Annotated in this window: 20 protein-coding genes; 12 read left to right on the forward strand and 8 right to left on the reverse strand. The window is 41.8% G+C overall.

Annotated elements, in window-relative coordinates; all coding sequences use genetic code 11:
• The first annotated feature begins 1 nt into the window (after nucleotide 1).
• From infC to rplT, 3 genes are all read left to right on the forward strand, one after another.
• A complete protein-coding gene (gene infC / locus QZT69_RS14435) occupies nucleotides 2–547 on the forward strand; it encodes a translation initiation factor IF-3 (protein ID WP_294675989.1) in 546 nt (181 codons plus the stop codon).
• A gap of 145 nt (nucleotides 548–692) precedes the next feature.
• Nucleotides 693–890: a 50S ribosomal protein L35 gene (gene rpmI, locus QZT69_RS14440; RefSeq protein ID WP_294675997.1), complete on the forward strand. Its 198-nt coding sequence runs from the start codon at nucleotides 693–695 to the stop codon at nucleotides 888–890.
• Between the two features lie 165 nt (nucleotides 891–1,055).
• A complete protein-coding gene (gene rplT / locus QZT69_RS14445; protein ID WP_294676005.1) occupies nucleotides 1,056–1,403 on the forward strand; it encodes a 50S ribosomal protein L20 in 348 nt (115 codons plus the stop codon).
• A gap of 735 nt (nucleotides 1,404–2,138) precedes the next feature.
• On the opposite strand, the gene QZT69_RS14450 is transcribed toward rplT, so the two are convergent.
• Together QZT69_RS14450 and QZT69_RS14455 are read right to left on the reverse strand one after the other, a co-directional pair.
• The gene (locus QZT69_RS14450) at nucleotides 2,139–3,089 is read right to left on the reverse strand and encodes a T9SS type A sorting domain-containing protein (RefSeq protein WP_294676007.1); all 951 of its coding nucleotides are present in this window, start codon (nucleotides 3,087–3,089) and stop codon (nucleotides 2,139–2,141) included.
• A 57-nt stretch (nucleotides 3,090–3,146) separates the two neighbouring features.
• A complete protein-coding gene (locus QZT69_RS14455) occupies nucleotides 3,147–3,554 on the reverse strand; it encodes a hypothetical protein (RefSeq protein ID WP_294676011.1) in 408 nt (135 codons plus the stop codon).
• A gap of 287 nt (nucleotides 3,555–3,841) precedes the next feature.
• On the opposite strand from QZT69_RS14455, the gene dinB reads away from it, so the two are divergent.
• The 4 genes from dinB (at nucleotide 3,842) to QZT69_RS14475 (ending at nucleotide 9,067) form a co-directional block, all read left to right on the forward strand.
• Nucleotides 3,842–5,062 (forward strand): DNA polymerase IV, encoded by a 1,221-nt coding sequence (gene dinB, locus QZT69_RS14460; RefSeq protein WP_294676022.1) that lies wholly within the window; start codon nucleotides 3,842–3,844, stop codon nucleotides 5,060–5,062.
• A gap of 20 nt (nucleotides 5,063–5,082) precedes the next feature.
• Nucleotides 5,083–5,208: a hypothetical protein gene (locus QZT69_RS14465; protein WP_294676028.1), complete on the forward strand. Its 126-nt coding sequence runs from the start codon at nucleotides 5,083–5,085 to the stop codon at nucleotides 5,206–5,208.
• 252 nt (nucleotides 5,209–5,460) lie between these two features.
• Entirely contained in the window at nucleotides 5,461–8,406 is a 2,946-nt protein-coding gene (locus tag QZT69_RS14470) for a DNA polymerase III subunit alpha (RefSeq protein ID WP_294676033.1), read from the forward strand.
• Between the two features lie 133 nt (nucleotides 8,407–8,539).
• Complete coding sequence (locus tag QZT69_RS14475) at nucleotides 8,540–9,067, forward strand: hypothetical protein (RefSeq protein ID WP_294676038.1); 528 nt, start codon at nucleotides 8,540–8,542, stop codon at nucleotides 9,065–9,067.
• Between the two features lie 86 nt (nucleotides 9,068–9,153).
• Here the strand turns inward: QZT69_RS14475 and QZT69_RS14480 are convergent, their stop codons facing one another.
• Entirely contained in the window at nucleotides 9,154–10,407 is a 1,254-nt protein-coding gene (locus QZT69_RS14480; RefSeq protein WP_294676044.1) for a DEAD/DEAH box helicase, read from the reverse strand.
• Between the two features lie 145 nt (nucleotides 10,408–10,552).
• On the opposite strand from QZT69_RS14480, the gene QZT69_RS14485 reads away from it, so the two are divergent.
• Nucleotides 10,553–12,364, forward strand: a complete 1,812-nt coding sequence (locus QZT69_RS14485) for a gliding motility-associated C-terminal domain-containing protein (protein ID WP_294676055.1) — start codon at nucleotides 10,553–10,555, stop codon at nucleotides 12,362–12,364.
• 36 nt (nucleotides 12,365–12,400) lie between these two features.
• On the opposite strand, the gene QZT69_RS14490 is transcribed toward QZT69_RS14485, so the two are convergent.
• Nucleotides 12,401–12,871, reverse strand: coding sequence for a hypothetical protein (locus QZT69_RS14490; RefSeq protein ID WP_294676060.1), 471 nt, complete (start codon nucleotides 12,869–12,871; stop codon nucleotides 12,401–12,403).
• Between the two features lie 55 nt (nucleotides 12,872–12,926).
• On the opposite strand from QZT69_RS14490, the gene QZT69_RS14495 reads away from it, so the two are divergent.
• The 3 genes from QZT69_RS14495 (at nucleotide 12,927) to QZT69_RS14505 (ending at nucleotide 15,286) form a co-directional block, all read left to right on the forward strand.
• Nucleotides 12,927–13,547 (forward strand): GldM family protein, encoded by a 621-nt coding sequence (locus QZT69_RS14495; protein ID WP_294676068.1) that lies wholly within the window; start codon nucleotides 12,927–12,929, stop codon nucleotides 13,545–13,547.
• A gap of 195 nt (nucleotides 13,548–13,742) precedes the next feature.
• Nucleotides 13,743–14,906: a serine hydrolase gene (locus QZT69_RS14500; protein WP_294676073.1), complete on the forward strand. Its 1,164-nt coding sequence runs from the start codon at nucleotides 13,743–13,745 to the stop codon at nucleotides 14,904–14,906.
• On the forward strand, nucleotides 14,903–15,286 hold the full coding sequence (locus tag QZT69_RS14505; RefSeq protein ID WP_294676086.1) for a YchJ family metal-binding protein: 384 nt from the start codon (nucleotides 14,903–14,905) through the stop codon (nucleotides 15,284–15,286). Before QZT69_RS14500 ends, QZT69_RS14505 begins: the two co-directional genes overlap by 4 nt.
• A 368-nt stretch (nucleotides 15,287–15,654) precedes the next feature.
• On the opposite strand, the gene QZT69_RS14510 is transcribed toward QZT69_RS14505, so the two are convergent.
• On the reverse strand, nucleotides 15,655–16,611 hold the full coding sequence (locus QZT69_RS14510; protein WP_294676092.1) for a sulfatase-like hydrolase/transferase: 957 nt from the start codon (nucleotides 16,609–16,611) through the stop codon (nucleotides 15,655–15,657).
• 332 nt (nucleotides 16,612–16,943) lie between these two features.
• Between QZT69_RS14510 and QZT69_RS14515 the strand changes: the two genes are divergently transcribed.
• Nucleotides 16,944–17,696, forward strand: coding sequence for a LytTR family DNA-binding domain-containing protein (locus QZT69_RS14515; protein ID WP_294676100.1), 753 nt, complete (start codon nucleotides 16,944–16,946; stop codon nucleotides 17,694–17,696).
• 42 nt (nucleotides 17,697–17,738) lie between these two features.
• Here QZT69_RS14515 and QZT69_RS14520 read toward each other — a convergent pair whose 3' ends face one another.
• The 3 genes from QZT69_RS14520 to QZT69_RS14530 are packed head-to-tail and all read right to left on the reverse strand — an operon-like array spanning nucleotide 17,739 to nucleotide 23,124.
• Nucleotides 17,739–19,046, reverse strand: a complete 1,308-nt coding sequence (locus QZT69_RS14520) for a TolC family protein (protein ID WP_294676105.1) — start codon at nucleotides 19,044–19,046, stop codon at nucleotides 17,739–17,741.
• Nucleotides 19,043–22,096 (reverse strand): efflux RND transporter permease subunit, encoded by a 3,054-nt coding sequence (locus QZT69_RS14525; protein WP_294676111.1) that lies wholly within the window; start codon nucleotides 22,094–22,096, stop codon nucleotides 19,043–19,045. The genes QZT69_RS14520 and QZT69_RS14525 overlap by 4 nt, the downstream gene beginning before the upstream one ends.
• Complete coding sequence (locus QZT69_RS14530) at nucleotides 22,093–23,124, reverse strand: efflux RND transporter periplasmic adaptor subunit (RefSeq protein ID WP_294676117.1); 1,032 nt, start codon at nucleotides 23,122–23,124, stop codon at nucleotides 22,093–22,095. Before QZT69_RS14530 ends, QZT69_RS14525 begins: the two co-directional genes overlap by 4 nt.
• Nucleotides 23,125–23,136: the final 12 nt, after the last annotated feature.

Genomic DNA, 23,136 nt, shown 5'->3' on the forward strand with positions numbered 1-23,136 from the left:
AATGAGAAAAGACAGTAGAAAACCAGTAAGAAAAGAAAATAACGACGAGCACAAAATAAACGGGAAGATCACCGCTCGTGAAATCCGTTTAGTTATTGAAGGAGAAGAGCCACAAGTAATGAGTTTGAGTGCTGCACTGCAGTTGGCAGAAGAGCAGGAATTGGACCTGGTGGAAATTTCCCCGAATGCAGTGCCTCCGGTTTGTAAGATTATGGATTACCGTAAATTCTTATACAACCAAAAAAGAAAACAAAAAGAATTGAAAGCAAAACAAAGTAAAGTTGTTTTGAAAGAGATTCGTTTCGGTCCGAATACAGACGATCATGATTTTCAGTTTAAATTGACACATGCCCGTAAGTTTTTGGAAGAAGGTTCCAAGGTGAAAGCATACGTATTTTTCCGTGGTAGAACGATTGTATTCAAGGACAGAGGTGAGATTCTGTTATTGAAATTCGTTCAGGAATTAGCGGATATCGGAACATTGGAGCAAATGCCGAAATTGGAAGGGAAGAGAATGATTGTGATGATCAACCCTAAGAAGAAATAGCGTAAGCTATTGATAAACAGGCAAGCGGTAGTGCAGCCTACAAAGAGAATTTTAGAATTGAAAAAGGTTACTTCGACTCCGCTCAGTCACCTTTTGAATTCAAGATAAGTTTGATAAAGTGTTCATTTTTTAAAAAGAGAAGAAGATGCCAAAAATGAAAACAACATCCAGTGCAAAGAAGAGATTCACTGTAACTGGATCTGGTAAAATCAAGAGAAAACACGCTTTCAAAAGCCACATTCTTACGAAAAAGACCAAGAAACAAAAACGTAATTTGACGCACGCAGGTTTGGTTCATGAATCAGATTTGTCTAACGTTAAATTAATGTTGAACATGAAATAAAGCAGGTTCGCTAACGCGAAACGCTTTATTTTGAAAAGTAATCCCTCACTTCTTTTAAGAAGGGAATTTTTGTCCAGGCTAAGCCTAGACGGTAATGTTTAACCAGGTAACGAGTACCAAAGAGCAGTCGGTTGACTGACACTCCTTATCAAAAAACTAAAAGTTATGCCAAGATCGGTAAATCACGTTGCTTCAAGAGCTCGCAGAAAGAACTTTATGAAGTTGGCCAAAGGATACTACGGCCGTAGAAAAAATGTTTGGACAGTAGCAAAAAATGCTATTGAAAAAGGACTAAATTACGCTTACGAAGGTCGTAAGCAAAAGAAAAGAAATTTCCGCGCTTTGTGGATCCAACGTATCAACGCTGGAGCTCGCTTACACGGAATGAGCTATTCTCAATTCATGGGAGCTGTAAACAAAAGCGGTATCGAATTGAACCGTAAAGTTTTAGCTGACTTAGCAATGAACCACCCTGAGGCGTTCAAAGCTGTAGTTGACTCCGTGAAAAAATAAAAATCGAAAATACACTTTATCAATAAAAAGCGCTCGTCATTGACGGGCGCTTTTTTTGCATTTATCCCAGAAATAATCTTGCAATCCGGTAAATAGAAAAATGAATCCGCCTAACGGAATTAGGTAAATGTTTAAGAAGATACAGATAAGATTTTCCGTTCGAAATACAAATTTCTGATTTGTTTCGATGGTTTGACACATATCGTTTACCTGTTTAAAAGGGCTGGAATCAATCGCCGGTATTCATCACTTTTAATAATTCCAATATGATCTACATCTTTTAGCAGAATCAAAGTGTCCTGAGTTTTAAATTCCTTTTGCAATTTAAGAGAAGAACCGGTGTAAATTCCATGATCCTTTTTCACCGTGAAAAATAACAACCGGCATCTTGCATTTTTGAAGATATTCGTTGGTCTTTAGTTTGTATTTCAGTATAAAAATCGGTACGATAGGGTATTTATGTTTCATCAAATCTGTCAGATTGTAATAAGGAGCATGTAGGATAAGCAATTTCGGATGGCTGTTTGATGCTAATTTTGCAGCAAATCCCGTTCCGATCGAATACCCCAACACCAATGTCTTATTTTCCGGGTAGCTTTTTTTAGTTCATTGTAAGCCGATTGTATGTCCTTGTGCAGTTGTTCTTCTTCATCAATTGTTCCTTCACTTTTCCATAACCTCTGTAATCCAGCATGAACAAATCAAAGTTTAGTTCTGTAAAGGTTTCTGCAACTACTACTGCTTAATAAACCTTTTAGCTGCCAGGAATTGATTGTCTGTATTATGAATAGTTAGGTAATAAATTCCGCTATTCAGAGTGTTCAAATCCAATGCTGTTTCAGCATCCTCATCATCGAATTGTTTGATGAGTTTTCCTTCTGAAGAATAGATCGAATAAAGAAGTTTTTCAGTTGTTCCCGTAATCTGAATATCCATTATTGAATTTACCGGATTTGGTGAGATTTGAATGTTGTCGGCAGTTAGTTCTTCTACACTTAAAGGTGGTGTTATTAATAGAACAATATCGTCAAACATTAACCCGTCTTTATTGCTTTGGTTTCCATCACTGGTGAATGAAAAACGCCATAAGATAGCAGTTCCGGCTGGAATAGCTAGATCATGTGTCAGGAAATGCATGTTAAGTGAACGATGTATCCATCCGTTCGAATTTCCGGATAGCGTGGGAGGGATGATGCCGTTAGGACCAGAAAGATCCCATTCGAGGTAAGATCCGTAAGTCTGATCATTCACGTTCAATAAATCGATCCAGGTAGCACCGCTGTCAGGAGAGAATTCAATAGAACCGTAATCTGTCAGCGTATCTGAATCAACATTGTAAGCAAACTGAAGTCTTACCGTAGTCCAATGTATAGAATTGGAAGGTTCATTGGTGACCCATGAGATTAAGAATGTGGAAGTAGTATTGGTAGGATATGGATCCACTGTATCTGTGGCAATTGCTCCGGGGGAGTTGTAGCCTGAAGTGAAACTGTTTTTTTGAATTGTTCCGATTTCCCATAGGTTGGTTGGAGTGTTTTCAATGGTGATTATAGGTTCAGGTACCGACATGGAAGGCGCGGCACAATTGGCGGTAGAGTCAAAGCAATAGAAACAAATAAGCATTTGACTTTTCGCAGAAAAAACCAGGCAAAATAGAATTAAAAGAGTTAGTAAAGTTGTTTTCATTAGGTGTTGTTTTTAGATGAAGTATTTTTCTTGTCTTAAAGATAGGAAGTATTGATGTTAATTCTGTTTGTTTTTCAAAATAACCCGGGCAAATTTCCAGGTGCGGTTCACCGACGGGCTAAAATTAAAAACGTATTGCATCTCACTGTCCATCATATTCGGTTTGATGACCTGGAAAAAGTTTGCTTCGTATTTCCGATTTGGTACCCGTGCCAGTTCGGCCACTTTTTCGCTGCTTTGATACTCAAAAACACTGATGGAAGAATTTTCCATTCCTCCCCAATCTGTCCAGATCTCGAACTTTAAAGTGTCTCCGACAGAAACTTCAAGTTCCAGGATCTGAGAAGATCCTTCATAGCTGGTTGCCACCAGTTTTTGGTTGATGTAAATCCGCATTTCATCCAGTCCGTCGGCGTAGGAAAGTTTTCCAGCCAGGAGAATGATTAAAAAGAGCAATTGTTTCATAATGCCTTAGTTTCTTTGTAAGATAGTGAAAAAAATGCTTCGGTTTGCTATTTGGCAAACTGGCACATTCACAAATTTTCGAAATAAAAGATGTTCGTAAATCCTTTACGTGGTTGATAACTAATTTTGTCTTGTTGATTAATTATTAATCAAATTTAGATTTTAAATTAATCAAAATGGTAATTTTGAAACCGGAACTAAGATACAAAAAAAAAGAATTGTTTTTTTGGAAATCAGCTCACCCGTTCGGAAATGATATGCAGCCGTAATTTTTTTAAATACGAGACATGAACGAACAACAACGAAGCATTGTCCACATGGATTTAGACACTTTTTTTGTCTCCTGTGAACGTTTGGAAGACAGCCGCCTGAACGGAAAGCCCATCTTAATCGGTGGAGCATCAGACCGTGGAGTAGTAGCCAGTTGTAGTTACGAAGCCCGGAAATTTGGAATTCATTCCGCAATGCCCATGAAAATGGCCAAAGAACGGTGCCCGGAAGCAATCGTTATCAGCGGGAATTCGGCCAATTACACGAAATACTCGCGTCTGGTAACAGACATCATCCAGGATGCGGTACCGGTGGTGGAAAAATCGTCTATCGATGAGTTTTATATGGACTTGTCCGGAATGGACCGTTTTTTCGGGTGCTACAAATATGCCGGAGAGCTAAGAAATAAGATCATGAAGGAAACCGGACTGCCCATTTCTTTTGGAATGTCGGTCAATAAAACGGTTTCCAAGATTGCTACCGGTGAAGCCAAACCGAATAACCAGATGAATGTCATCGACGGGGAAGAGAAACGATTCCTGAATCCGTTATCGGTGCAGAAAATTCCGATGGTTGGCCTGAAAACTTACCAAACACTCTGCAGCCTGGGAGTGAAACGCATCGGAACAATTCAGCAGATGCCGGTAGAAATGCTGGAAAGTGTGCTTGGTCAAAACGGAATTGCCATCTGGAAAAAAGCACAGGGAATTGACAACAGTCCGGTGATCCGGTACAGCGAACGGAAATCGATCTCAAGTGAGCGCACATTTGATAAAGATACGATCGATGTGGTGCGTTTGAAGGCAATCGTATTTGCCCTGGCTGAGAACCTGGTTTTTCAACTGCGAAAAGAGAAAAAAGTTTGTGCATGTGTGACAGTGAAGATCCGATATTCTGATTTTCAGACAACGACTTTACAGCAGCGGATTCCTTATTCGGCTGCCGATCATGAGATTCTTCCGGTAGTAATGAACCTCTTTGAAAAATTACATAACCGAAGACTGCTTGTGCGTTTGGTTGGCGTGCGGATGAGTGAGCTGGTGCATGGAAATTACCAGATGCGTTTGTTTGATGAAGGTTCCCGGCTTGCCACCTTATATCATTCGATGGATGATATCCGGGAGCGTTTCGGTGAACGGGCAATTCAGCGGGCAATAGGCATGAAGGTGAAGCGGATCGGACATTTTAATCCTTTTAGGGGAGAAACCCCGATGATAGTTGCAAACCGGATCGTCTAACATTTTTTACAAGAGAGAAAATGGGAACGGAATTATCGAATATCCGGATCAAACAAGGTTTTCAGCACATCCGGGAAATGAACATGGTAGTGATCGGTAGAGACTGGTCACTACCAATGACAAATGAAAAAGAAATGACGAAATAAAAAGCAAAACCTAACCACAAAAAACCAATTGTTGCCCTCTGTTCACTAATAACTTCCCAACCACCGCCAACCTAAGGCTAACCACAACGAACAGAGGGAAACGATTGGAACCAGGTTCCCGGATGTCATGCCTGCTGCCGGACCCGCCGCGGCGGAAAAGGTATAAGTACGCTGACACCGGGAATTTGGTTGTTATGAAAAAGAGGCTTCGGTGGCTGAGCGAAGTCGAAGTTACCGTAATTAGGAATTGATATGATAAACATTCATTCATGCTACAGCTTAAAGTACGGAATGGCAGATCCGGAAGAGCTCGTTAAATGGGGAGCAGGGTCCGGCTATGAACGCATTGCATTGACGGATATCAATAATACGTCGGGTGTGCTGAATTTTGTGCGTTACAGCCAGGAAAACGGCAGGATACCCGTTGTGGGAGTGGATTTTAGGAATGGAATTTCGTGCTGCTATGTGGTACTGGCTAAAAACAATGACGGTTTCCTGGAAATAAACCGGTTTCTGAGTAAACATACGCATGAAGTTCTTCCTTTCCCTTCGAAAGCTCCGGAATTAGAAAACTGCGTGGTGATCTATCCCTGGGGGAAAGAGCCTGAACTACTTGCGGAATATGAATTCGTAGGGGTGCCTGCTCATCAGCTGAACCGCTTTCGGATGAACCCAAACAAAGAATGGGAAAAGTATGTGGCGCTTCCAACCATGACTTTTCGCTCAAAGCGCGATTTTAATACACACCGCCTGCTTCGGGCCATTGATCAAAACGCATTGCTTTCCAAACTGCCGGTAGAGGAGCAAAGCAGGGAAGATGCCGTGTTTTTACAAAGAGAAAGTTTATTGGACCAGTATAATGAGTTCCGTGAATTGGTTCTTCGGTCGGAAGAAATTTTGAAAATCTGTTCTATTGAATTTGAGTTTGCACCCGGGGCTGTATCACAAAACCTGGCACTTTACACCGATTCAAGGGAAAATGACCTGGAACTTATCCGTTCGTTGTGTGAAAAAGGATTGAAGCACCGTTATGATACCATTACAATAGAAATCAGGGAGCGCATAGAGAAAGAAATAAAAGTAATTGATGAGAAGAATTACATCACTTATTTTTTAATTGCATGGGACATCATTACCTACGCAAAATCCAAAGGGTATTACTATGTGGGCAGGGGAAGCGGCGCGAATAGTTTAGTAGCATATTTATTGGGAATCACGGACGTTGATCCGCTGGAACTGGACCTGTATTTTGAACGGTTTATTAACCTGTACCGACAGAACCCGCCTGATTTTGATATCGATTTTTCATGGCGAGACCGGGATGATGTGATTCAATATGTGTTTGACCGCTTTGAGCATGCGGCTTTGATTTGTACTTACAACACCTTTCAATACAAAGCAACTGTCCGGGAGCTTGGAAAAGTATTCGGTTTGCCCAAAACAGATATCGATATGCTTTCGGGGGATAAAAAGCGGGAGCTCAAACCAGATCCGATCCAGGAGCTGGTATTGAAATACAGTGAACTGATTGCAGGACTGCCTTCTCATTTAAGTGTTCACGCAGGCGGAATGATCATCAGTGAAAAACCGATCCATTATTTTACAGCTACTTTCCTGACCTCGAAAGGATACAAAACCACTCAGTTTTCCATGATTGAATCGGAAGATGTGGGTTTATACAAATTCGACATTCTTTCGCAAAGAGGATTGGGAAAAATCCGTGATACACTAGACATTATTGCATACAATCAACCGGATCGTCCTCCACATGATATTCACGATGTGCGTCGGTTTATTACAGACGATTCGATCAATAGATTATTGCGTGAAGCCAGGGCAATTGGTTGTTTTTATGTGGAATCGCCCGGCATGCGCATGTTGATGATCAAGCTGCGGACAAATACGTACCTGGAATTGGTAGCGGCAAGTTCTATCATCCGTCCGGGTGTAGCTTCTTCGGGAATGATGCGCGAATATATCCTGCGTCACCGAAACCCGGAACGAATCCGGGAAGCGCACCCTGTTTTACTGGATATCATGCCGGATACATATGGAGTGATGGTTTACCAGGAAGACGTGATAAAAGTTGCTAACCAGTTCGGGGGATTGGATTTGGCAGAATCGGATGTACTGAGAAGAGGAATGTCGGGAAAATTCAGGTCGCGTGATGAGTTTTTACTGGTTCAGGGAAAGTTCTTCGAAAACTCAAGAAAACGTGGTCATTCGGAGAAAGATATCCGGGAAATCTGGCGGCAGATAGAAAGTTTTGCAGGTTACGCCTTTTCCAAAGGGCATTCCGCTTCGTATGCGGTGGAAAGTTACCAGTGTTTGTACCTGAAAGCTTATTATCCGTTAGAATACATGGTTGCAACCATCAATAATTTCGGAGGGTTTTACCGCACGGAAGTATATGTGCTGGAAGCTAAGAAACTGGGAGCAGTAGTCGAAGCACCATGTATCAACACGAGCAGGGGGGAGACCATTATCCGGGGTACCGTTATCTACCTGGGATTTCAGCACATTGCAGGAATTGAACTAAAACACCTGCAGCGCCTGGTCAGTGAGCGGGAATCGGGAGGTGAATTTACCGGGTTCAATGATTTACTGCAGCGTATAGCACTTCCATTGGAGCAGCTTTTGTTGCTGATTCGTGTAGGAGCACTGCGTTCATTCGGAATCCCGAAGAAAGAGCTGATGTGGAGTGCTCATTTGAACTTTCATAAAGTATTGGTGAAATCAGAAATTCAGCCCGAATTGTTTTTACAGGAAAGCCGTGAGTTCGTTTTTCCGGAACTGAGTGAAACAGATTTCGAAGAGGTTTTTGAGCACTTGGAATTGCTGGATTTTCCATTGTGTAATCCATTTGCTATACTCGAAGAGAGCCCACTTGGGTATGTCCTGGCAAAAGACCTGAAGAACCATGTGAACCGGAAAATCCGTGTTTACGGATACTTGATCTCGGTGAAAAAAATTGTGAGTTCAAAAAACCAAATTGTGCATTTTGGAACCTTATTCGATGAAGAAGGAGAACAGCTGGATACTGTTCATTTTCAGGATGCTGCTTTGAAATATCCTTTCCGCGGAAAAGGAATTTATGCGATTGACGGAAAGGTAACCGAAGAGTTCGGACATTTTACCATTGAAGTGGAAACCATGAACAAAGTATCTTACCGGGAAGATGTCCGCTACACAACCTGAATATAAAACAATTGTGTTATATTTACAGCTGGAAAATAATTTTATGCAAATAAGATTAGACAACATAAATCATTAAAAAAGTTGTACTTTCGTCCAATCAAAACTACGCTACGCATCTAATCAAGAATGTTACATGAAATTGTTTAATTTTTTCAAGTACAAGAAAATACAAGTTGAAGATAAAGAGCCACTGATCGTATTGGATTCAGGGGAGGATATATTTGAAAAAATTCAACAGGAATTTATCAGCAAAGCAACTGCAAATGCTGAGAAAATTGTACGGGCATTTAATACAAAATACGATGGGGCTTTTGATTATTCAATCCGAAGTTTGAACGTATTGGATAGTTTTATTGAGGACTTTTCGGATTTTGCAGATCTTTCCGATGAAGAGATTATCGATGATTTTTGTGTACAAACAGGGTCATATATCCTGGAAGTTGCCAGGAGGACCTATGGCGGAGTCTATTTTTGGGAAGATCATTTGAAACAGCCGATGCTGAAAACGGGACTTCCCGAATTTGAAATATCCATTCTGACATTTGAAAAAGTAAAGAACCGTATCGTCAACGGAGATGAAGACAATATCCCGTACTTTTTTAAAAGATATTCGGAATGCGTTCGCAAAGCCGAAAAAGGAAACATTGTAACATTTGTATGATATAGTTCAATTGTTCAATTTAGATTTACTTAAACAAATTTGAACCGTTTGAACCGTTTGAACCGTTTGAACCGTTTGAACCCTTTTTAACTTTTAACTTCTCCCTTGGTTGCCGGTTTTTTCTTCCCGTAAAACTTCTTCTTATTGCGATTTTTGTTTTTGCCATTCGGAGCAGCCCCACTGCCGCCCGCTTTCCATTCCGGTACGGGCCCAAATTCTTCCGGAAGTGTTACCCGCTGGATTTCCATTTCTATCAGGCGTTCGATGCGTGATAATTTCGGCATGTCTTTTTGATTGATCAGCGTAAATGCCTCACCTTTCGTATTGGCACGTGCTGTTCTTCCGATGCGGTGTACATAATCTTCAGCGTCTCTCGGAGCATCGTAATTGATCACCAGGTTGATTTCCTTGATATCAATCCCACGACTCATCACATCAGTTGCAACTAAGATACGCGTCCGTTTGGAGCGGAATCCTCTGAGTACTTCTTCACGTTCTTCCTGTTCCAGGTTGGAGGAAACACCTTGTGTATTCTTATATCCGGCTTTTCGGAGTGCATAAACGATCTCATGAACTTTGCTCTTTGCCGATGTGAATATGATAATGCTGTCGTAATTAGCACGTTCTTTCAAAATAAAATCGAGTACCGCATTTTTTTGTTCATCAAAAGCAAAGATTACATGTTGTGTAACCCCTGCAGCAGGCTTCGAAATGGAAAGAGCAATTTCTTTCGGGTGGATCAGGATCTTAGATGCCAGGTTCTTAATCTTGGCAGGCATAGTAGCGCTGAAAAGCAAAGTCTGCCGTTTTTTGGGAAGATGAGAAATAATCCGTTCGATATCATCTGAGAATCCCATGTCCAGCATTTTATCCGCTTCATCCAGGATCAGATGTTCCAGCTGAGAAAAATCAACATACCCCTGCATCATGTGAGACAATAATTTTCCGGGAGTAGCCACAATAATATCCGTCCCTTCAACCAGGGCACTTTTTTGTTCTTCCCAGCGGGCACCGTCACCACCACCGTAAATGGCGGTCGATCCCACCGAAACGAAGTAAGACAAACCCTGGATTTCCTGCTCTATCTGAACGGCAAGTTCACGTGTTGGAACAAGTACCAATGTATTAATCGAAGCATCTTCTTTTCCGGTCAGTTTGTGTAAGATCGGAAGAATAAACGCTGCGGTTTTTCCTGTTCCCGTTTGTGCACACGCTAAAAGATCGTGATTGGCGATTATTTCCGGGATAGCAAATTGCTGGATTGGAGTTGCATTTTCAAAGCCCATATGGTCAATGGCTTCCAGGACCAACTCATTTAATCCTAATTCATTGAATTTCATAAAGCAAATTTAGCTAATCTTATTGACGCGGTAATGCTTTTTGAGGATTACATGTTTTCCTAATAAAATGTTAAATTCCGAAAAAAAAGATTTTTCACGCAACTAAATAGTTACTATATCCGTTTAGTCTTCATAGATTTGCGTTATGAAGAAAAAACTTTTAGGTCTTATGTTTGCCGTACTTGCCTGGAGTACAGCAGAATCACAATGCGGACAGTATCCCGTATTGAATATAGGGAACGACACCATGCTTTGCCAGGGTGAATCCGTGACATATACAGTTCCTTCAGGGTATGATTCTTATAACTGGAATATCGGTACAGGAAACCAGACCAGTGTAACGATTACTTCTCCGACAACCTTAATCCTGAATGTAGCGAATTATACGCAAAATTTAGTGGTGAACGGTGATTTCGAATCGGGTGACAACGGGTTTACTACGGGGTATGGCCCCGGGACCGGAGGGAGTTTCGGATTGCTTACAAATCCAAGTACTTATGCAATAACAACAAGTCCGAATCTTGTACACAATAATTTTGGAGCATGTAGTGACCTGGGGACCACCGGACCGGGAAATATGATGGTGGTGAATGGGTCGGATGTCCCAAATACAACCGTTTGGTCCCAAACAATCACTGTTGATCCGAGTACCGATTACTCATTCTCAGCATGGGTGACGAGTGTCGAGAACATTACTCAACCCAATGTTGCCATTTTACAGTTTTTTATTGATGGTGTTCAGATCGGACCGGTTTTTAGTCCTACGCTTTTATCTTGTGATTGGCAGCAATTTTCTCAAATCTGGAATTCAGGAAGTAATACTTCCGCAACAATTAGTATTGTAGCCCAGGTTTCCAGCGGAAATAATGATTTTGCACTGGATAATATTACATTTAATACTATTTGTCCGCAATCAGATACGATTGTGATTTCTTATGATCCTGCTCAGATCAGTGCCGGACCGGATATTACTTTTTGTGAGAACGAACCGGAAACTATCACCGCGACAGCTAACTTTGCAAACCCTAATTTTACATGGGTTTCAGGACAAACAGGGGCTACAATTGCTCCGACCTCTTCCGGGAATTATGTGGTTCAGGCGGTATCACCGAATGGATGTACTTTAAGAGATACGGTTGAAGTAACAGTGAATGCAATGCCATGGGATTTCGATACTGTTGCCCAGATTCCTTCGGAATGCGGAACCAACACAGGGGCGGTTTATGTCTTGATGAACGGAACTTTCAATGGCCAGCAGCCAATTTATACCTGGAATGGTCCGGGAGCAAATAACCCGAACCAGATCAATGCTTCCGTATGGCAGAATTTATCTCCGGGTTGGTATTATATCGATGTGGAAAGTAACGGATGCCACAGAAATGATTCTGTACTGGTAACTCCTTTGAATCCGCCGGTAGCTGATCTTTCAGCAACTCCAACATCGGGCTATGGACCGCTATCGGTTAGTTTTACCAATGGAAGCACCAACGCAAACAGCTTCGATTGGAATTTTGGAAATGGGAACGCTACAACTACTACAGATCTTTCTTCTCAGAACCAGGTGTATGATTCAGTGGGGACCTACCTGGTTACGCTGGTTGCAGTAAACGGTAACTGTACGGATACGGCAAGTGTTCTTATAACCGTTATACCGCCGCCGGTTATTCCACCGATTGTGCCTGTAGACTTGAAGACTCCGAATATCTTCACGCCAAACGGAGACAACGTAAATGACTTCTTCACATTCGAATTGCTGAATATCAAATCATTGGATGTTACGATCGTAAACCGTTGGGGAAATCCGGTGTATACCTCCAGTACAATTCCATTTATCTGGAACGGAAAAGATGCTGCCGGAAACATGATGGAAGATGGGGTTTACTTTTATAAGTACACTGCAAAAGGAGCTCAGGATGAACCGTTCGAAGGACAGGGATTTGTACAGCTGATTAAATAGAAAAAACCGCAACACTTATATTAAGGCGGGTTTGGATTATTTCCGGGCCCGCCATTCTTTTAGAGTCAATTCCTGGTCCTCAACCACATCGTAATAGTAGATGCTGTTATCCGGGTAAATGCGGAACTCAAAATAAGTTGCCAAAGCTTCTCCATTATCTTCTGCAATTGAAATACCGTAATATTCCTGGTCATCGGATGGCTCTGATGATATCCTGCCTACCAGATGGCGCTTCCCTTTTGATTCGCGGTCTATTTTATCGGATAATGCCTGTACTTCAGGAAGCTTCCAGATCTCATCAATAAGCTTATCTTCGGTTTTGGAGACCTTTACATGTGTGTCTTTTTTGGGTTTTGGAGCCTGGATTTCCTGCTCTACTTTCGTTCCGTCGATGGTTTTTTCAGTTTCCGTCGGACTGGTTGTTAGTTCCTTTTCCTCTGAATTGTCACCACACGAAAAGAGGATCGTGCTGAATAGGATTGCTGCTATTGGTTTGTAATTTTTCATACCACAAGTTAATTATAAATCCGTATATTTAAGTGATAAGTTTAACACCTGTGATATGAAAATAGTGATCGGATTAATAGCATGTTTGATTAGTTCAATGAGTTTCGGACAAATTGCTTTGGGAATGCCCGAGTATAATGTGGTCTACCGCGGATACGACAATAAGTTTGAGATAGGGGCAGGTGAAGATTCCCGTTTTGTGGTATTGGAAAGCACGCAGGCAGAGGTTTTTAGAGGCGATTCTTGTTTTTATGTCAGACCAAATGGTCCGGAGAAAACAATAACCATAACGATGAAGAACCTGAAAGAGAATAAAGTGCTTAGAACATACGAATACCGAGTGTTGAATTTACCGGTTCCTTCTGTTTACGTGGGGAGTGCTTTGGAAGGAACAACCGTAGTTACATTGGATCAGGCTGAAGTACGCGTAGGGTATGAGGAAAATGCAGTATTGCAAAGTGCGGGGTTTGATGTAATTAGTTACGAAGTGACATCGGTTTCTATTGCAAATCCGCTTCCGGCCATTACCGGTTCGAAGATTACTCCGGAAGTGATGGAAGCATTAACCAAAGCAAAAGCAGCTAACAAAGGAAATCAAATAACTTTCAACCTGGTTGTTCAGGCAAAGGGAAAAGACGGATTGATCCGAAAAAGAACGGCAGCGTTTATTTATTAATAGTTCAAATGTTCAAATAGATTCGCTTAAACAACCCTTTGATCTCTTTGAACTTGCTATTATCAAATTGATTTTGAAGAAAGAAATGTTTCGTTAAAGTTTTGCTAACTTTGCGCCATGATTCCCGGATTTTCTCGATTTACGACTCTTTTAGTGTTCTTTTTTTTGCTTTTTGGCTGTCAGACAAATGTTAATGTGGCTACAAAAAAGAAGAAAGAAATTCTGTCGAATGAATTTCAGTTCCCGAAGTTCAACCCGGTTCCCAAATCATTTGTGCCACATTACTACGACAGTATCAGCCAGTTTTACAGGAACCACATTGCAGAAGATTTTAACGGAATGTTCCTGGTTGCAAAAAACGGGGAAATCGTCTATGAACGCTACAAGGGAACGGCAAACTATCAGTTTAATAAACGGATTGATAAGCACACACCGCTGCATGTTGCTTCTATTTCCAAAGTTGTTACTGCAATTATAATCTGCAAATTAGCTGATTCCAATCAATTGGTACTGGACAAGGATATTCGTTCATACCTGCCGGAAATTATGTACAGTGGAATAACTGTGAGAATGTTATTGAACCACCGAAGCGGAATTCCTTATTACGGCTATTTTCCTTACTCAATCTGGCCTGCGGATAAAAACCTGACCAACCAAAAAATTGTCCAGCTTCTGAATACCTACAAAATGCCTTTGTATTTTCCGGCAAATTCGCAGTTTTCTTATTGCAATACCAATTACGCGTTATTGGCTTTAATTGCTGAGCGGATTACACATAAGAAATTCCCGGTTTTGGCAAAAGAGCTGATTTTTGAGCCTTTAAAAATGACGGATTCGTTTATTAACGACGGATCCCAAAATTCAGATTCACTGGCCCGTTCGTATGATTCCCGAAAAAGACTGGAGCCATTTACCAATCTGGACGGAATTTACGGAGATAAGAATTTGTATACTACAGCCAGGGATTTGTTAAAGCTGGATAAGGCAACTTATTCCGATGTGTTTTTGAGCGATTCGATCAAGAAACAGATTTTCCGCGGGTACAGCTATGAGCGCAAAGGGAAAAGTAATTATGGTTTGGGTTACCGGATGCGTGAAGACAAAGGAAAATCGACTTTGTTTTTTCATACAGGCTGGTGGCATGGGAATACGGGGTGTTATGCTTCTCTTCGAAAGGATACCATTTGTATGGTAATTATTTCGAATCACTACACCAAAAAAGTTTTCGGAATCAATCGTTTGTCAACACTTTTTGGAAATTATCCTTACGAACCTTTGATAGACACCAAAGAGAATTTTATTAAACCGAATGCAGCTATCCGGCATATGGGTGAAGCAGTTCGAAAAAAGAAGCCATGAAGCCGGGGATAAAGGATTTGTGTTACTGTGGCAGCCAAAGACCATTTGGTGAGTGTTGTGAACCTTTCTTGCTGGGAGCTGCTTTACCGGTAAGTGCGGAAGAATTAATGCGCTCCCGGTATTCGGCATATGTAACCCGGAATGTTCCATACATTTTGGAAACAACTTCACCGAAATACAGAAAATACTACAATCCGAAAGCAATCCTGGAATGGGCTTCGAACAGTACATGGATCAGCCTGGAAATCCTGTCGTCCTCTGAAAAGCGCGTACAGTTTGTGGCGACTTATCTGGATGAGAAAGGACAGCTTACACACCATAAGGAGGATTCCCGTTTTGAAAAAATCGGAGAGCGCTGGTATTTTATGGATGGGAAGTGATTTTTTAATTACGAATTACGAATTACGAATTACGAATTACGAATTACGAATTACGAATTACGAATTACGAATTACGAATTACGAATCTAGTTATTCCACACACTTGTGAGAAAATTTTTCGCTGAGGTTTCAGGTGTCTAAAAAGTTAGGTTTTCAGGTCTTTTTCGAGTCTGAAATGTTCTAAAACCCAGTAAAACCGCTTGTTAAATTTTACTACAAAAGACGCTATATAGTCGGGTGTAAGTCGGGTATTCCTGCCTTGATTTATGCTCTATCCTTTCAGTACCTATGAGTTCCTTTTTTAGTGTTTCAGAGGTTACATTTTTGTGAAGTGTAAACTATTCAGACAATGCCCAATTAATCGGGGATTATTTGAAGAGTTCCGTTAAAACGCGCCCTTTCCCGGTTGGCATGGAGAAGTGCAGCATTTCCGAAATGGTTTTGCTGATATCCAATTGTTCTGCACAGTCTTTGGATTCTACGTTCTTTTTGAAATCCGGTCCCATAGCCAGTAAGGTGATGTGTCTGCACCCTTCGCAATTATCACCATGGCTGATGTATCCGTCTTTGTGTCCATCCAGGTGCCGCCCGTGATCATTCGTAATGATAAGTGCCGTTTTATCTTTCAGTTTTTCATTCGACTGGATCATATTCCACAACTGAAACGCATAGTCGTCGCACTTCTGGATTGATTTCAAATACATATCCCATTGTTTGGAATGTGCGTATGCATCTGCCGCAAGCAGGTTGATGAGCATCAAATGCGGTGGATTATTTCCCGAAAGCAGTTCGGTAACTTTATCAAAGGTTTCCTGGTCTGAGGTGTAATCGGCCCCATTTCCATGCAATCCGCAATAAGTTTCGGGTTTGTAAACGTTCCACCATTTTTTATACTTCGTATTTCCAAGTACTTCCAGTTTCCCTTTACTTGAAACAACCCATGCATCCGATTTTGGAACTCCTTTTTCCTTGAGGTAATACTGGAACATCGTCGGATATTTGGGAAGCTGTTTTCCGGCATTCGAAAGGTGCTGGTATCGGCCTGTAATGATTGCTGAGTGCCCGGAAATCGTATAAGTGGGACCGTTATTGCGAAAGTTGCTTAAAAGAACACCTTCTTTTTTCAGTTCATTTCCTAAATGAGGGATGTATTGGTAGGTAGTGTCGCCAAATGTTTCCGTATAGCGCGGTCCGTCAATAATTAATACATATACATACTCAGTATTGTATTTTACAGTCTTTTCATCAGGCAGTTTATTGAAATCGAAAGAAGAAGTAAGGATTACCCCAATTGCGATTACCACTGAAAGCAACAATTTAGCCATGTTTCATTTTGAAGTCCTAAAGTTACTTTTTTCTATGATATAGAACGATTGTGAAATATTGGCAATTAAAATAAAAGCAGTTTTGTAACGTTTCTTAATTTTAGAATTCTTAACTGAGAGACTTCTGTTTATGGTAAGCTTTTTCGGGATTAACTATTTCATTTATTGCGTGAGGGTTCTGTTCTCCAACAGGGAAAATGACCCTTCTTTTTTTGTATATTACTCTGCATTAATTCCAATTCCGATTCCAATTCAAAAAGGCCCCGTTAAACTTACGCTGCATTCTTAAAACAATTTTACTAAAGGAGATTACAACTATTTATTCGATGACTATGAAAACTAAGAGGGTATTAATTATTGATGACGAAGTCGACGCAAGGCGTGTCATTTCTAAATACTTAGAGCGATATTTTCCAAATTTCCAGGTGTTGGGTGAAGCGGATTCATTCAAATCTGCGGTTCAGCTGATCAATGAAACGGAAGCTGATCTGATCTTTATCGATATCAACCTGGGAGACGGAACGGGATTTGATGTACTTGATGAAAGTGATTCTTTTGCCGCTCAGATTATTTTCACAACTGCGTTTGATCAATATGCCGTGAAGGCTTTCAGGTACCAGGCCCTTGATTATTTAATGAAGCCTATCGATTCGGAATTATTTGTTGAAGCAGTTAACCAGGCATTGGATAAAGTACGAGAAAAACGTTCCATGAGTGCCGATCAGATTTTGATCTCTTATGGTAACGGTGAACGTAAGATTTCGATTCCTACGGCAGATGGAATGTGTTTTGTAAAGTTGGATTCAATTGTGTCTTTCGAAGCAGACAGCTCTTACTGTAAAGTTTTCCTGGACGACGCGAAGGAAATATTGGTTTCCAAACCCCTGAAATTTTTCGATGATAAATTAAAAACGAATGTAAATTTTATTCGTCCGCATAAATCATTCATTGTAAATATGAAATACGTGGATGAATACCTCAAGGAAGAGGGTGGATACATTAAGATGAAAAACGGGTTAAAAATCCCGATATCACGTCAAAAGAAAGAAGATGTGATCCGGGATCTTCAGACGCATTTTTTATGATAAAACCATTTGGGCATGCAATTAATCGCATGCCCAGATGGTTTACGGGATCAATTTCTTATAATCTCCGGTAAACAAAGACAGGTTCAAAACGGCGGTTCTCAGGTTGAATTCCGAAGTTAACTGGCGGTTTTTCGCCTGAATAATAGAGAATTGAATTTCACGCAGTTCGAATTGGGTCAAAGAACCGTTTTCAAACGATTTCTGTGCGATCTCAAACATCTCTGTAGTATTCACGATCGAACTGTTCTCCAATCGGTACATGCGTTCCGAAAAGATGTAGTCCTGCCATGCTTTATCGACTTCCGTTTTGATGCTCTGCTCTTGTTTTTCAACGGCAAACTCCGCATTTTCTTTTTGCAGTTTGTTGTTCTTTACTGCAGTAACATTGGATAAGCCGTCGAGAATTGTCCAGCTTAGTGTCAACCCGATTCCCGGCCCCAAACTACGATTGGATGCGAGTAACCCGACTTCACTTTTGGAAACAGTTGCCGAATATTGCGCGTAAAAGGATAATTGCGGATAGTAACGACTCTGCAATTCTTTGCGCTGCTGGTCGATAATGGCAATCTGGCTTTTTTGGACTAATAAACTGGTGTTCTGGGAAAGTGCGTTTTCAAGGATTGTTGCCTGACTGAGTGCCGGAATGGCAGGGATGTTATCGTCTATTTCAAACTGCATATTGCCGGCTTCTCCCATAACCATTGCCAGGTCTGCCTTCATTTTACCGATCTGGTTCAAATGATTCAGGTAATTTGAGCTGTCTGTATTCAGATCTAATTTGGCCTGGAGTAATTCCAGGTCACTTGCTGCTCCGTTTTTGGAACGCAGCGAAATGAGATCGAAACGTTCTTTAGACAATTGAATGGCTTCTTCATAGACTACCTGCATGCGTTTGTAATACTGCAGACTATAATAGAGAACAGAAGCCTGGTAGATTGACATTTCCATTTGAGCCGTAAGGTTAACGGTTGCGAGGTCTTCCTCTAACTGCAAACGCTTATCTCGTGCGAACATGGCAAAACCATCAAAAAAAGTCCAGTTTAAACGTGCGGCAGCCGTCAGGGAATTGTTATTGGCCCCGTTCTTTTCATTTACCTGACCCGAATAGAATTCCTGGCGCGTATTGGTGGTTGTCCAGTTTTGGTCGGCGTTTACTCCGATAGTCGGTAAATATCCGGCGGCCCCGATGTTGTTTGAGTTGTCGGCTATTTGAACATTGTTGCGTTGTATCAGCACATCGAAATTCTTTTCCAGCGTACGTTTGATGACCTCTTCAAAGGAGAGCACCTGCTGGGAAAAAGCCTTAATGCTGAAAAAAATCAGGAAGACAAGAATGCTGTTTTTCATGGCTTTACTTTCAATTTTTTGGATGTCAGGTAAACATATAATCCCGGAATCACGAATAGCGTGAGAATCAGTGAAAATGCCAGACCGCCTACAATGGTAATACCCATTGATATGCGGCTGGTTGCGGCGTCTCCCAGAGCCAGCGCGATTGGAAGTGCTCCCAGGATGGTTGCCAGGGTTGTCATTAAAATCGGTCTGAAACGCTGTGCAGCGGCTTCTATAATCGCATCGTGGATATTGAATCCTTCTTCGCGTTTCTGGTTGGCAAATTCCACAATCAAAATCCCGTTTTTAGTAACCAAACCAACCAGTACAATGATCCCGATCTCTGAGAAAATATTCAATGTCTGATCGGTAAACCAAAGCGAAAGAACGGCTCCGGCAAGTGCAAGAACAATGGTAATCATGATAATAACCGGATCACTGAAGCTTTCAAATTGTGCTGCCAGGATAAGATAAATGAGAACCAAAGCCAGGATGAATGCGAAAACGATGCTATTCCCGCTTTCTGCAAACTCTTTCGATGTTCCTGCCAGGCTGTGTGAAAAACTTTCCGGAAGTACTTCAGCTGCAATTTTGTCCATTGCCTGGATACCGTCACCGATGGTGAAACCGTCATTGGGCTGGGCAGAGACCGTCGCTGAAATGTACCGGTTGTAACGATAAAGCTGCGGGGGACTGGATTCATTGGTCAGCTTAATAACGTTGTCAATCGGAATCAGATTTTCCTGATCGGTGCGCACCTGGACAGTACTTAAGTCGGCAGGGTCGTTTCGTTTATCGCGATTTGCCTGACCGATTACCTGGTATTGTTTCCCGTTGAGAACAAAATAACCGTAACGCTGCCCGGAAAAATAGAGCTGCAGGGTAGAAGCGATTTCTTTTACATCCACACCAAGGCTTGCGGCTTTGTCCCGATCAATCTCTACCTGTAATTCCGGTTTGTTGAACTTCAGGTCCACGTCCACCATTTTAAATGTCGGATCACTCGAAGCTTTTTCCAAAAACTTCGGCAGAATTTCTTTCATCTGTTCAAAATTCGGAGCCTGAAGTACATATTGAACGGGAAATCCTGCAGATCGGCCGCCACCGATCGTTTGTTCCTGGATCACGATGTTCTTCGCGAAGTTATAAGACCCCAGAATCGGAGTGAGTGCATTGACAATTTCTTCCTGTGTGCGTTTGCGTTCTTTTCCCGGAACAAGGTTTACACGGATAAAAGAGGTGTTTACGGCATTGGAAGAGAAACTCGGAGATGTCACCGCGATAATGTTGTCTTTTTCCGGCATCGTATCGATCAAACTGATCAGCTGCTGCTGATGTGCATCCATGCGTTCGAAGGAAGCTCCTTCCGGAGCGGTAGATCGGATCTGGAAACGTCCTTTATCTTCCATTGGAGCAAGTTCTGTTTGTAGATCGGAACCAGCCCAAAAAATAAGAATGATACAGGTGACCATTAAAATAAATGCAATCCACGGGCGTTTCATGAAACGGAGTAATCCGTTCCTGTATCCCGTCATCAATTTATTCAGCCACACTTCTGTCATTTTGTAAAAACGCGAATGACGTTCGTTCTTTTTCAATAAACGCGAACTCATCATGGGAGTCAGTGTCAGGGAAATAAAGGCCGAAATAATGACGGATCCTGCAACCACAATTCCAAATTCACGGAAAAGACGTCCTGTTAATCCCTGGAGGAAAATAACGGGTAAGAATACAACGGAAAGCGTGATGGTTGTTGAAATAATTGCAAAGAAGATTTCTGCAGAACCTTTGTGTGCGGCTTCTTTCGGGTCTTCACCTTTTTCTACACGGGAGTATATATTTTCCATCACTACAATGGCATCGTCGACCACCAAACCGGTAGCCAGAACAATTCCCAACAGAGTCAATAAGTTGATAGAGAAGTTGGAAATGTACATGATGAAGAAAGTTCCGATCAGAGAGATCGGTATCGCAATAATCGGTATCAGGGTAGTGCGCCAGTCGCGCAGGAACAGGAAAATAATAATGACTACCAACCCGAAAGCGATCAAAATGGTTTCTTCTACTTCCGAGATGGATTTACGGATATTTTGCGTTGCATCCAGAGCTACACCTAAGCGTACATCTGCCGGAAGTTCTTTTTTGATCTGGTTGATCTTTTTGTAAATTTCATCAACGATTTCAATGTAATTTGCCCCGGGCTGTGGGTTTACGGCGATACCGATCATCGGGGTTCCGTGGTTCCCGCGAAGCAGGGTGCGTTCGTTTTCAGGAGAAAGAACAGCCTGACCGATATCTTTTAAACGGATAATTTGTGTTCCCTGTTTGGCGATAATCATGTTGTTGAATTCCTCTTCGGTAGAAAGTCTTCCGAATGTGCGGATGGTCAATTCTACGGAATTCCCCTCAATACGTCCGGATGGCAGCTCCACGTTTTGGTTGCTAAGGGCATTTTGAACCTCGAAAGGGGTGATGTTCATCCCGGCCATTTTTTCGGGGTCGAGGTTGAGTTTCATGGAGAATTTCTTCTCCCCCCAGATCCTGATCTCGGAAATTCCCTTTACGGTTTGAAGCCTTTCTTTGAAAACATTGTTTCCCAAATCAGACAATTCCAGTAAGGATTTTTTGTCGGATTGAACGGTCAGTGAGAAAATAGTCTCTGCGTTGGCATCTGATTTTACAACAACCGGAGGATCAGCATCCGGGGGAAGGTTACGGACCGCACCCGATACTTTATCGCGGACGTCATTTGCCGCAGCGTCGAGGTCTACACTCAGGTCAAATTCTACCGTAATTGAACTTCGTCCGTCAGAACTGGTAGAACTTACGGTCCGGATTCCCGAAATACCATTAATGGCTTCTTCCAGCGGTTCGGTAATCTGCGACTCAATAACATCCGGGTTCGCTCCGGTGTAATTGGTAGTAACCGTAATTATAGGAGGGTCAACGGAGGGGAATTCACGAACTCCCAGGAACAGGAAACCGATAACTCCGAAAAGAATGACAATAATCGATAGTACGGAAGCAAGTACAGGTCTATTGATACTTATGGATGCAATGTTCATTTTCCTGCCATTTTAGTTTTCACCGGTGCGCCTGCTTTAACTGCTAATAATCCGGATATCAATACCTGGTCACCTTCTTTTAAATTCCCGATTACCTGTACTTTGTCAGGTGTTCTGATTCCGATTTCGACCGGAATTTCTTCTACTAATCCATTTCTCACTACAAAGATCTTTTGCCCCTTTAAAACAGGGACCACACTTTCCGTTGGAACCATGAAGGCATTTTCCTCCTTGCCCATATCGTAATTGATCGAAACAAAAGAACCGGCGATTAATCCTCCCGGATTCGGGAGAGAAGCGCGAACGGTCATCATACGTGTTCCTTCATCGATTCTTGGTTCGAAGGCATAGACTTTTCCCGAATAAGATTTGGAATCGCCCTCTGTTTTAAATTGGATCATTTGGCCGATCCGTACATTCCGTGCATACTTTTCAGGCACGGAGAATTCAATCTTTGCAGGATTTTCCTGTACAATGGAAGTGATGAGTGTACTGGTGGAAATAAATGCACCTTCGCTGACATGTCTCAGGCCGATTCTCCCGGAAAATGGAGCACGGATAGTTGCTTTGGAAATCTGGACGTTTAATAATTCCAGTTTGGCTTTGGCGTCTGCCAGCGCTGATTGTGAAACTTCGTAATCCTGCAGACTAATTCCTTTTGCCTGATACAAACTCCTTTTTCGGGCTTCGTCTTTTTCAGCCAGGTCCTGCTCTACCAATAATTGTGCTTTCTGAGCTTTTAAGATATCCGAATCAACCTGGACAAGAATGGTGCCTTTTGCAACACTTTGTCCTTCTCTGAAGGCAATGCGCTGAATTCTTCCGGAAACTTCCGAATAAATATCTACTTGTTCGTTCGGGATTACCGAGCCCGGAATAGCTATTGAACGAACAACTTCACCTGCTTTGATCTGAATAACGTCGACTGTAACAACCGGAGCCTTCTGAGCTTTTAAATCTTCTTTTTTCTCGCCGCAAGCGTTTAAGATAAGAGCAAGTATTAAAATCGGTGAAATCTTTAGTATCATTGGGTTTTATTT

This window comes from uncultured Fluviicola sp., from assembly GCF_902168135.1.
GTDB lineage: Bacteria > Bacteroidota > Bacteroidia > Flavobacteriales_D > Crocinitomicaceae > Fluviicola.

Coding starts and splice junctions, on each gene's coding strand:
- QZT69_RS14515 (WP_294676100.1), top strand. CDS start 16,944: ATGAAAACTAAGAGGGTATTAATTATTGATGACGAAGTCGACGCAAGG.
- dinB (WP_294676022.1), top strand. CDS start 3,842: ATGAACGAACAACAACGAAGCATTGTCCACATGGATTTAGACACTTTT.
- QZT69_RS14465 (WP_294676028.1), top strand. CDS start 5,083: ATGGGAACGGAATTATCGAATATCCGGATCAAACAAGGTTTTCAGCAC.
- QZT69_RS14485 (WP_294676055.1), top strand. CDS start 10,553: ATGAAGAAAAAACTTTTAGGTCTTATGTTTGCCGTACTTGCCTGGAGT.
- QZT69_RS14520 (WP_294676105.1), bottom strand. CDS start 19,046: ATGAAAAACAGCATTCTTGTCTTCCTGATTTTTTTCAGCATTAAGGCT.
- QZT69_RS14470 (WP_294676033.1), top strand. CDS start 5,461: ATGATAAACATTCATTCATGCTACAGCTTAAAGTACGGAATGGCAGAT.
- QZT69_RS14505 (WP_294676086.1), top strand. CDS start 14,903: ATGAAGCCGGGGATAAAGGATTTGTGTTACTGTGGCAGCCAAAGACCA.
- rpmI (WP_294675997.1), top strand. CDS start 693: ATGCCAAAAATGAAAACAACATCCAGTGCAAAGAAGAGATTCACTGTA.
- QZT69_RS14490 (WP_294676060.1), bottom strand. CDS start 12,871: ATGAAAAATTACAAACCAATAGCAGCAATCCTATTCAGCACGATCCTC.
- QZT69_RS14530 (WP_294676117.1), bottom strand. CDS start 23,124: ATGATACTAAAGATTTCACCGATTTTAATACTTGCTCTTATCTTAAAC.
- QZT69_RS14510 (WP_294676092.1), bottom strand. CDS start 16,611: ATGGCTAAATTGTTGCTTTCAGTGGTAATCGCAATTGGGGTAATCCTT.
- QZT69_RS14475 (WP_294676038.1), top strand. CDS start 8,540: ATGAAATTGTTTAATTTTTTCAAGTACAAGAAAATACAAGTTGAAGAT.
- QZT69_RS14495 (WP_294676068.1), top strand. CDS start 12,927: ATGAAAATAGTGATCGGATTAATAGCATGTTTGATTAGTTCAATGAGT.
- QZT69_RS14455 (WP_294676011.1), bottom strand. CDS start 3,554: ATGAAACAATTGCTCTTTTTAATCATTCTCCTGGCTGGAAAACTTTCC.
- infC (WP_294675989.1), top strand. CDS start 2: ATGAGAAAAGACAGTAGAAAACCAGTAAGAAAAGAAAATAACGACGAG.
- QZT69_RS14450 (WP_294676007.1), bottom strand. CDS start 3,089: ATGAAAACAACTTTACTAACTCTTTTAATTCTATTTTGCCTGGTTTTT.
- QZT69_RS14525 (WP_294676111.1), bottom strand. CDS start 22,096: ATGAACATTGCATCCATAAGTATCAATAGACCTGTACTTGCTTCCGTA.
- QZT69_RS14480 (WP_294676044.1), bottom strand. CDS start 10,407: ATGAAATTCAATGAATTAGGATTAAATGAGTTGGTCCTGGAAGCCATT.
- rplT (WP_294676005.1), top strand. CDS start 1,056: ATGCCAAGATCGGTAAATCACGTTGCTTCAAGAGCTCGCAGAAAGAAC.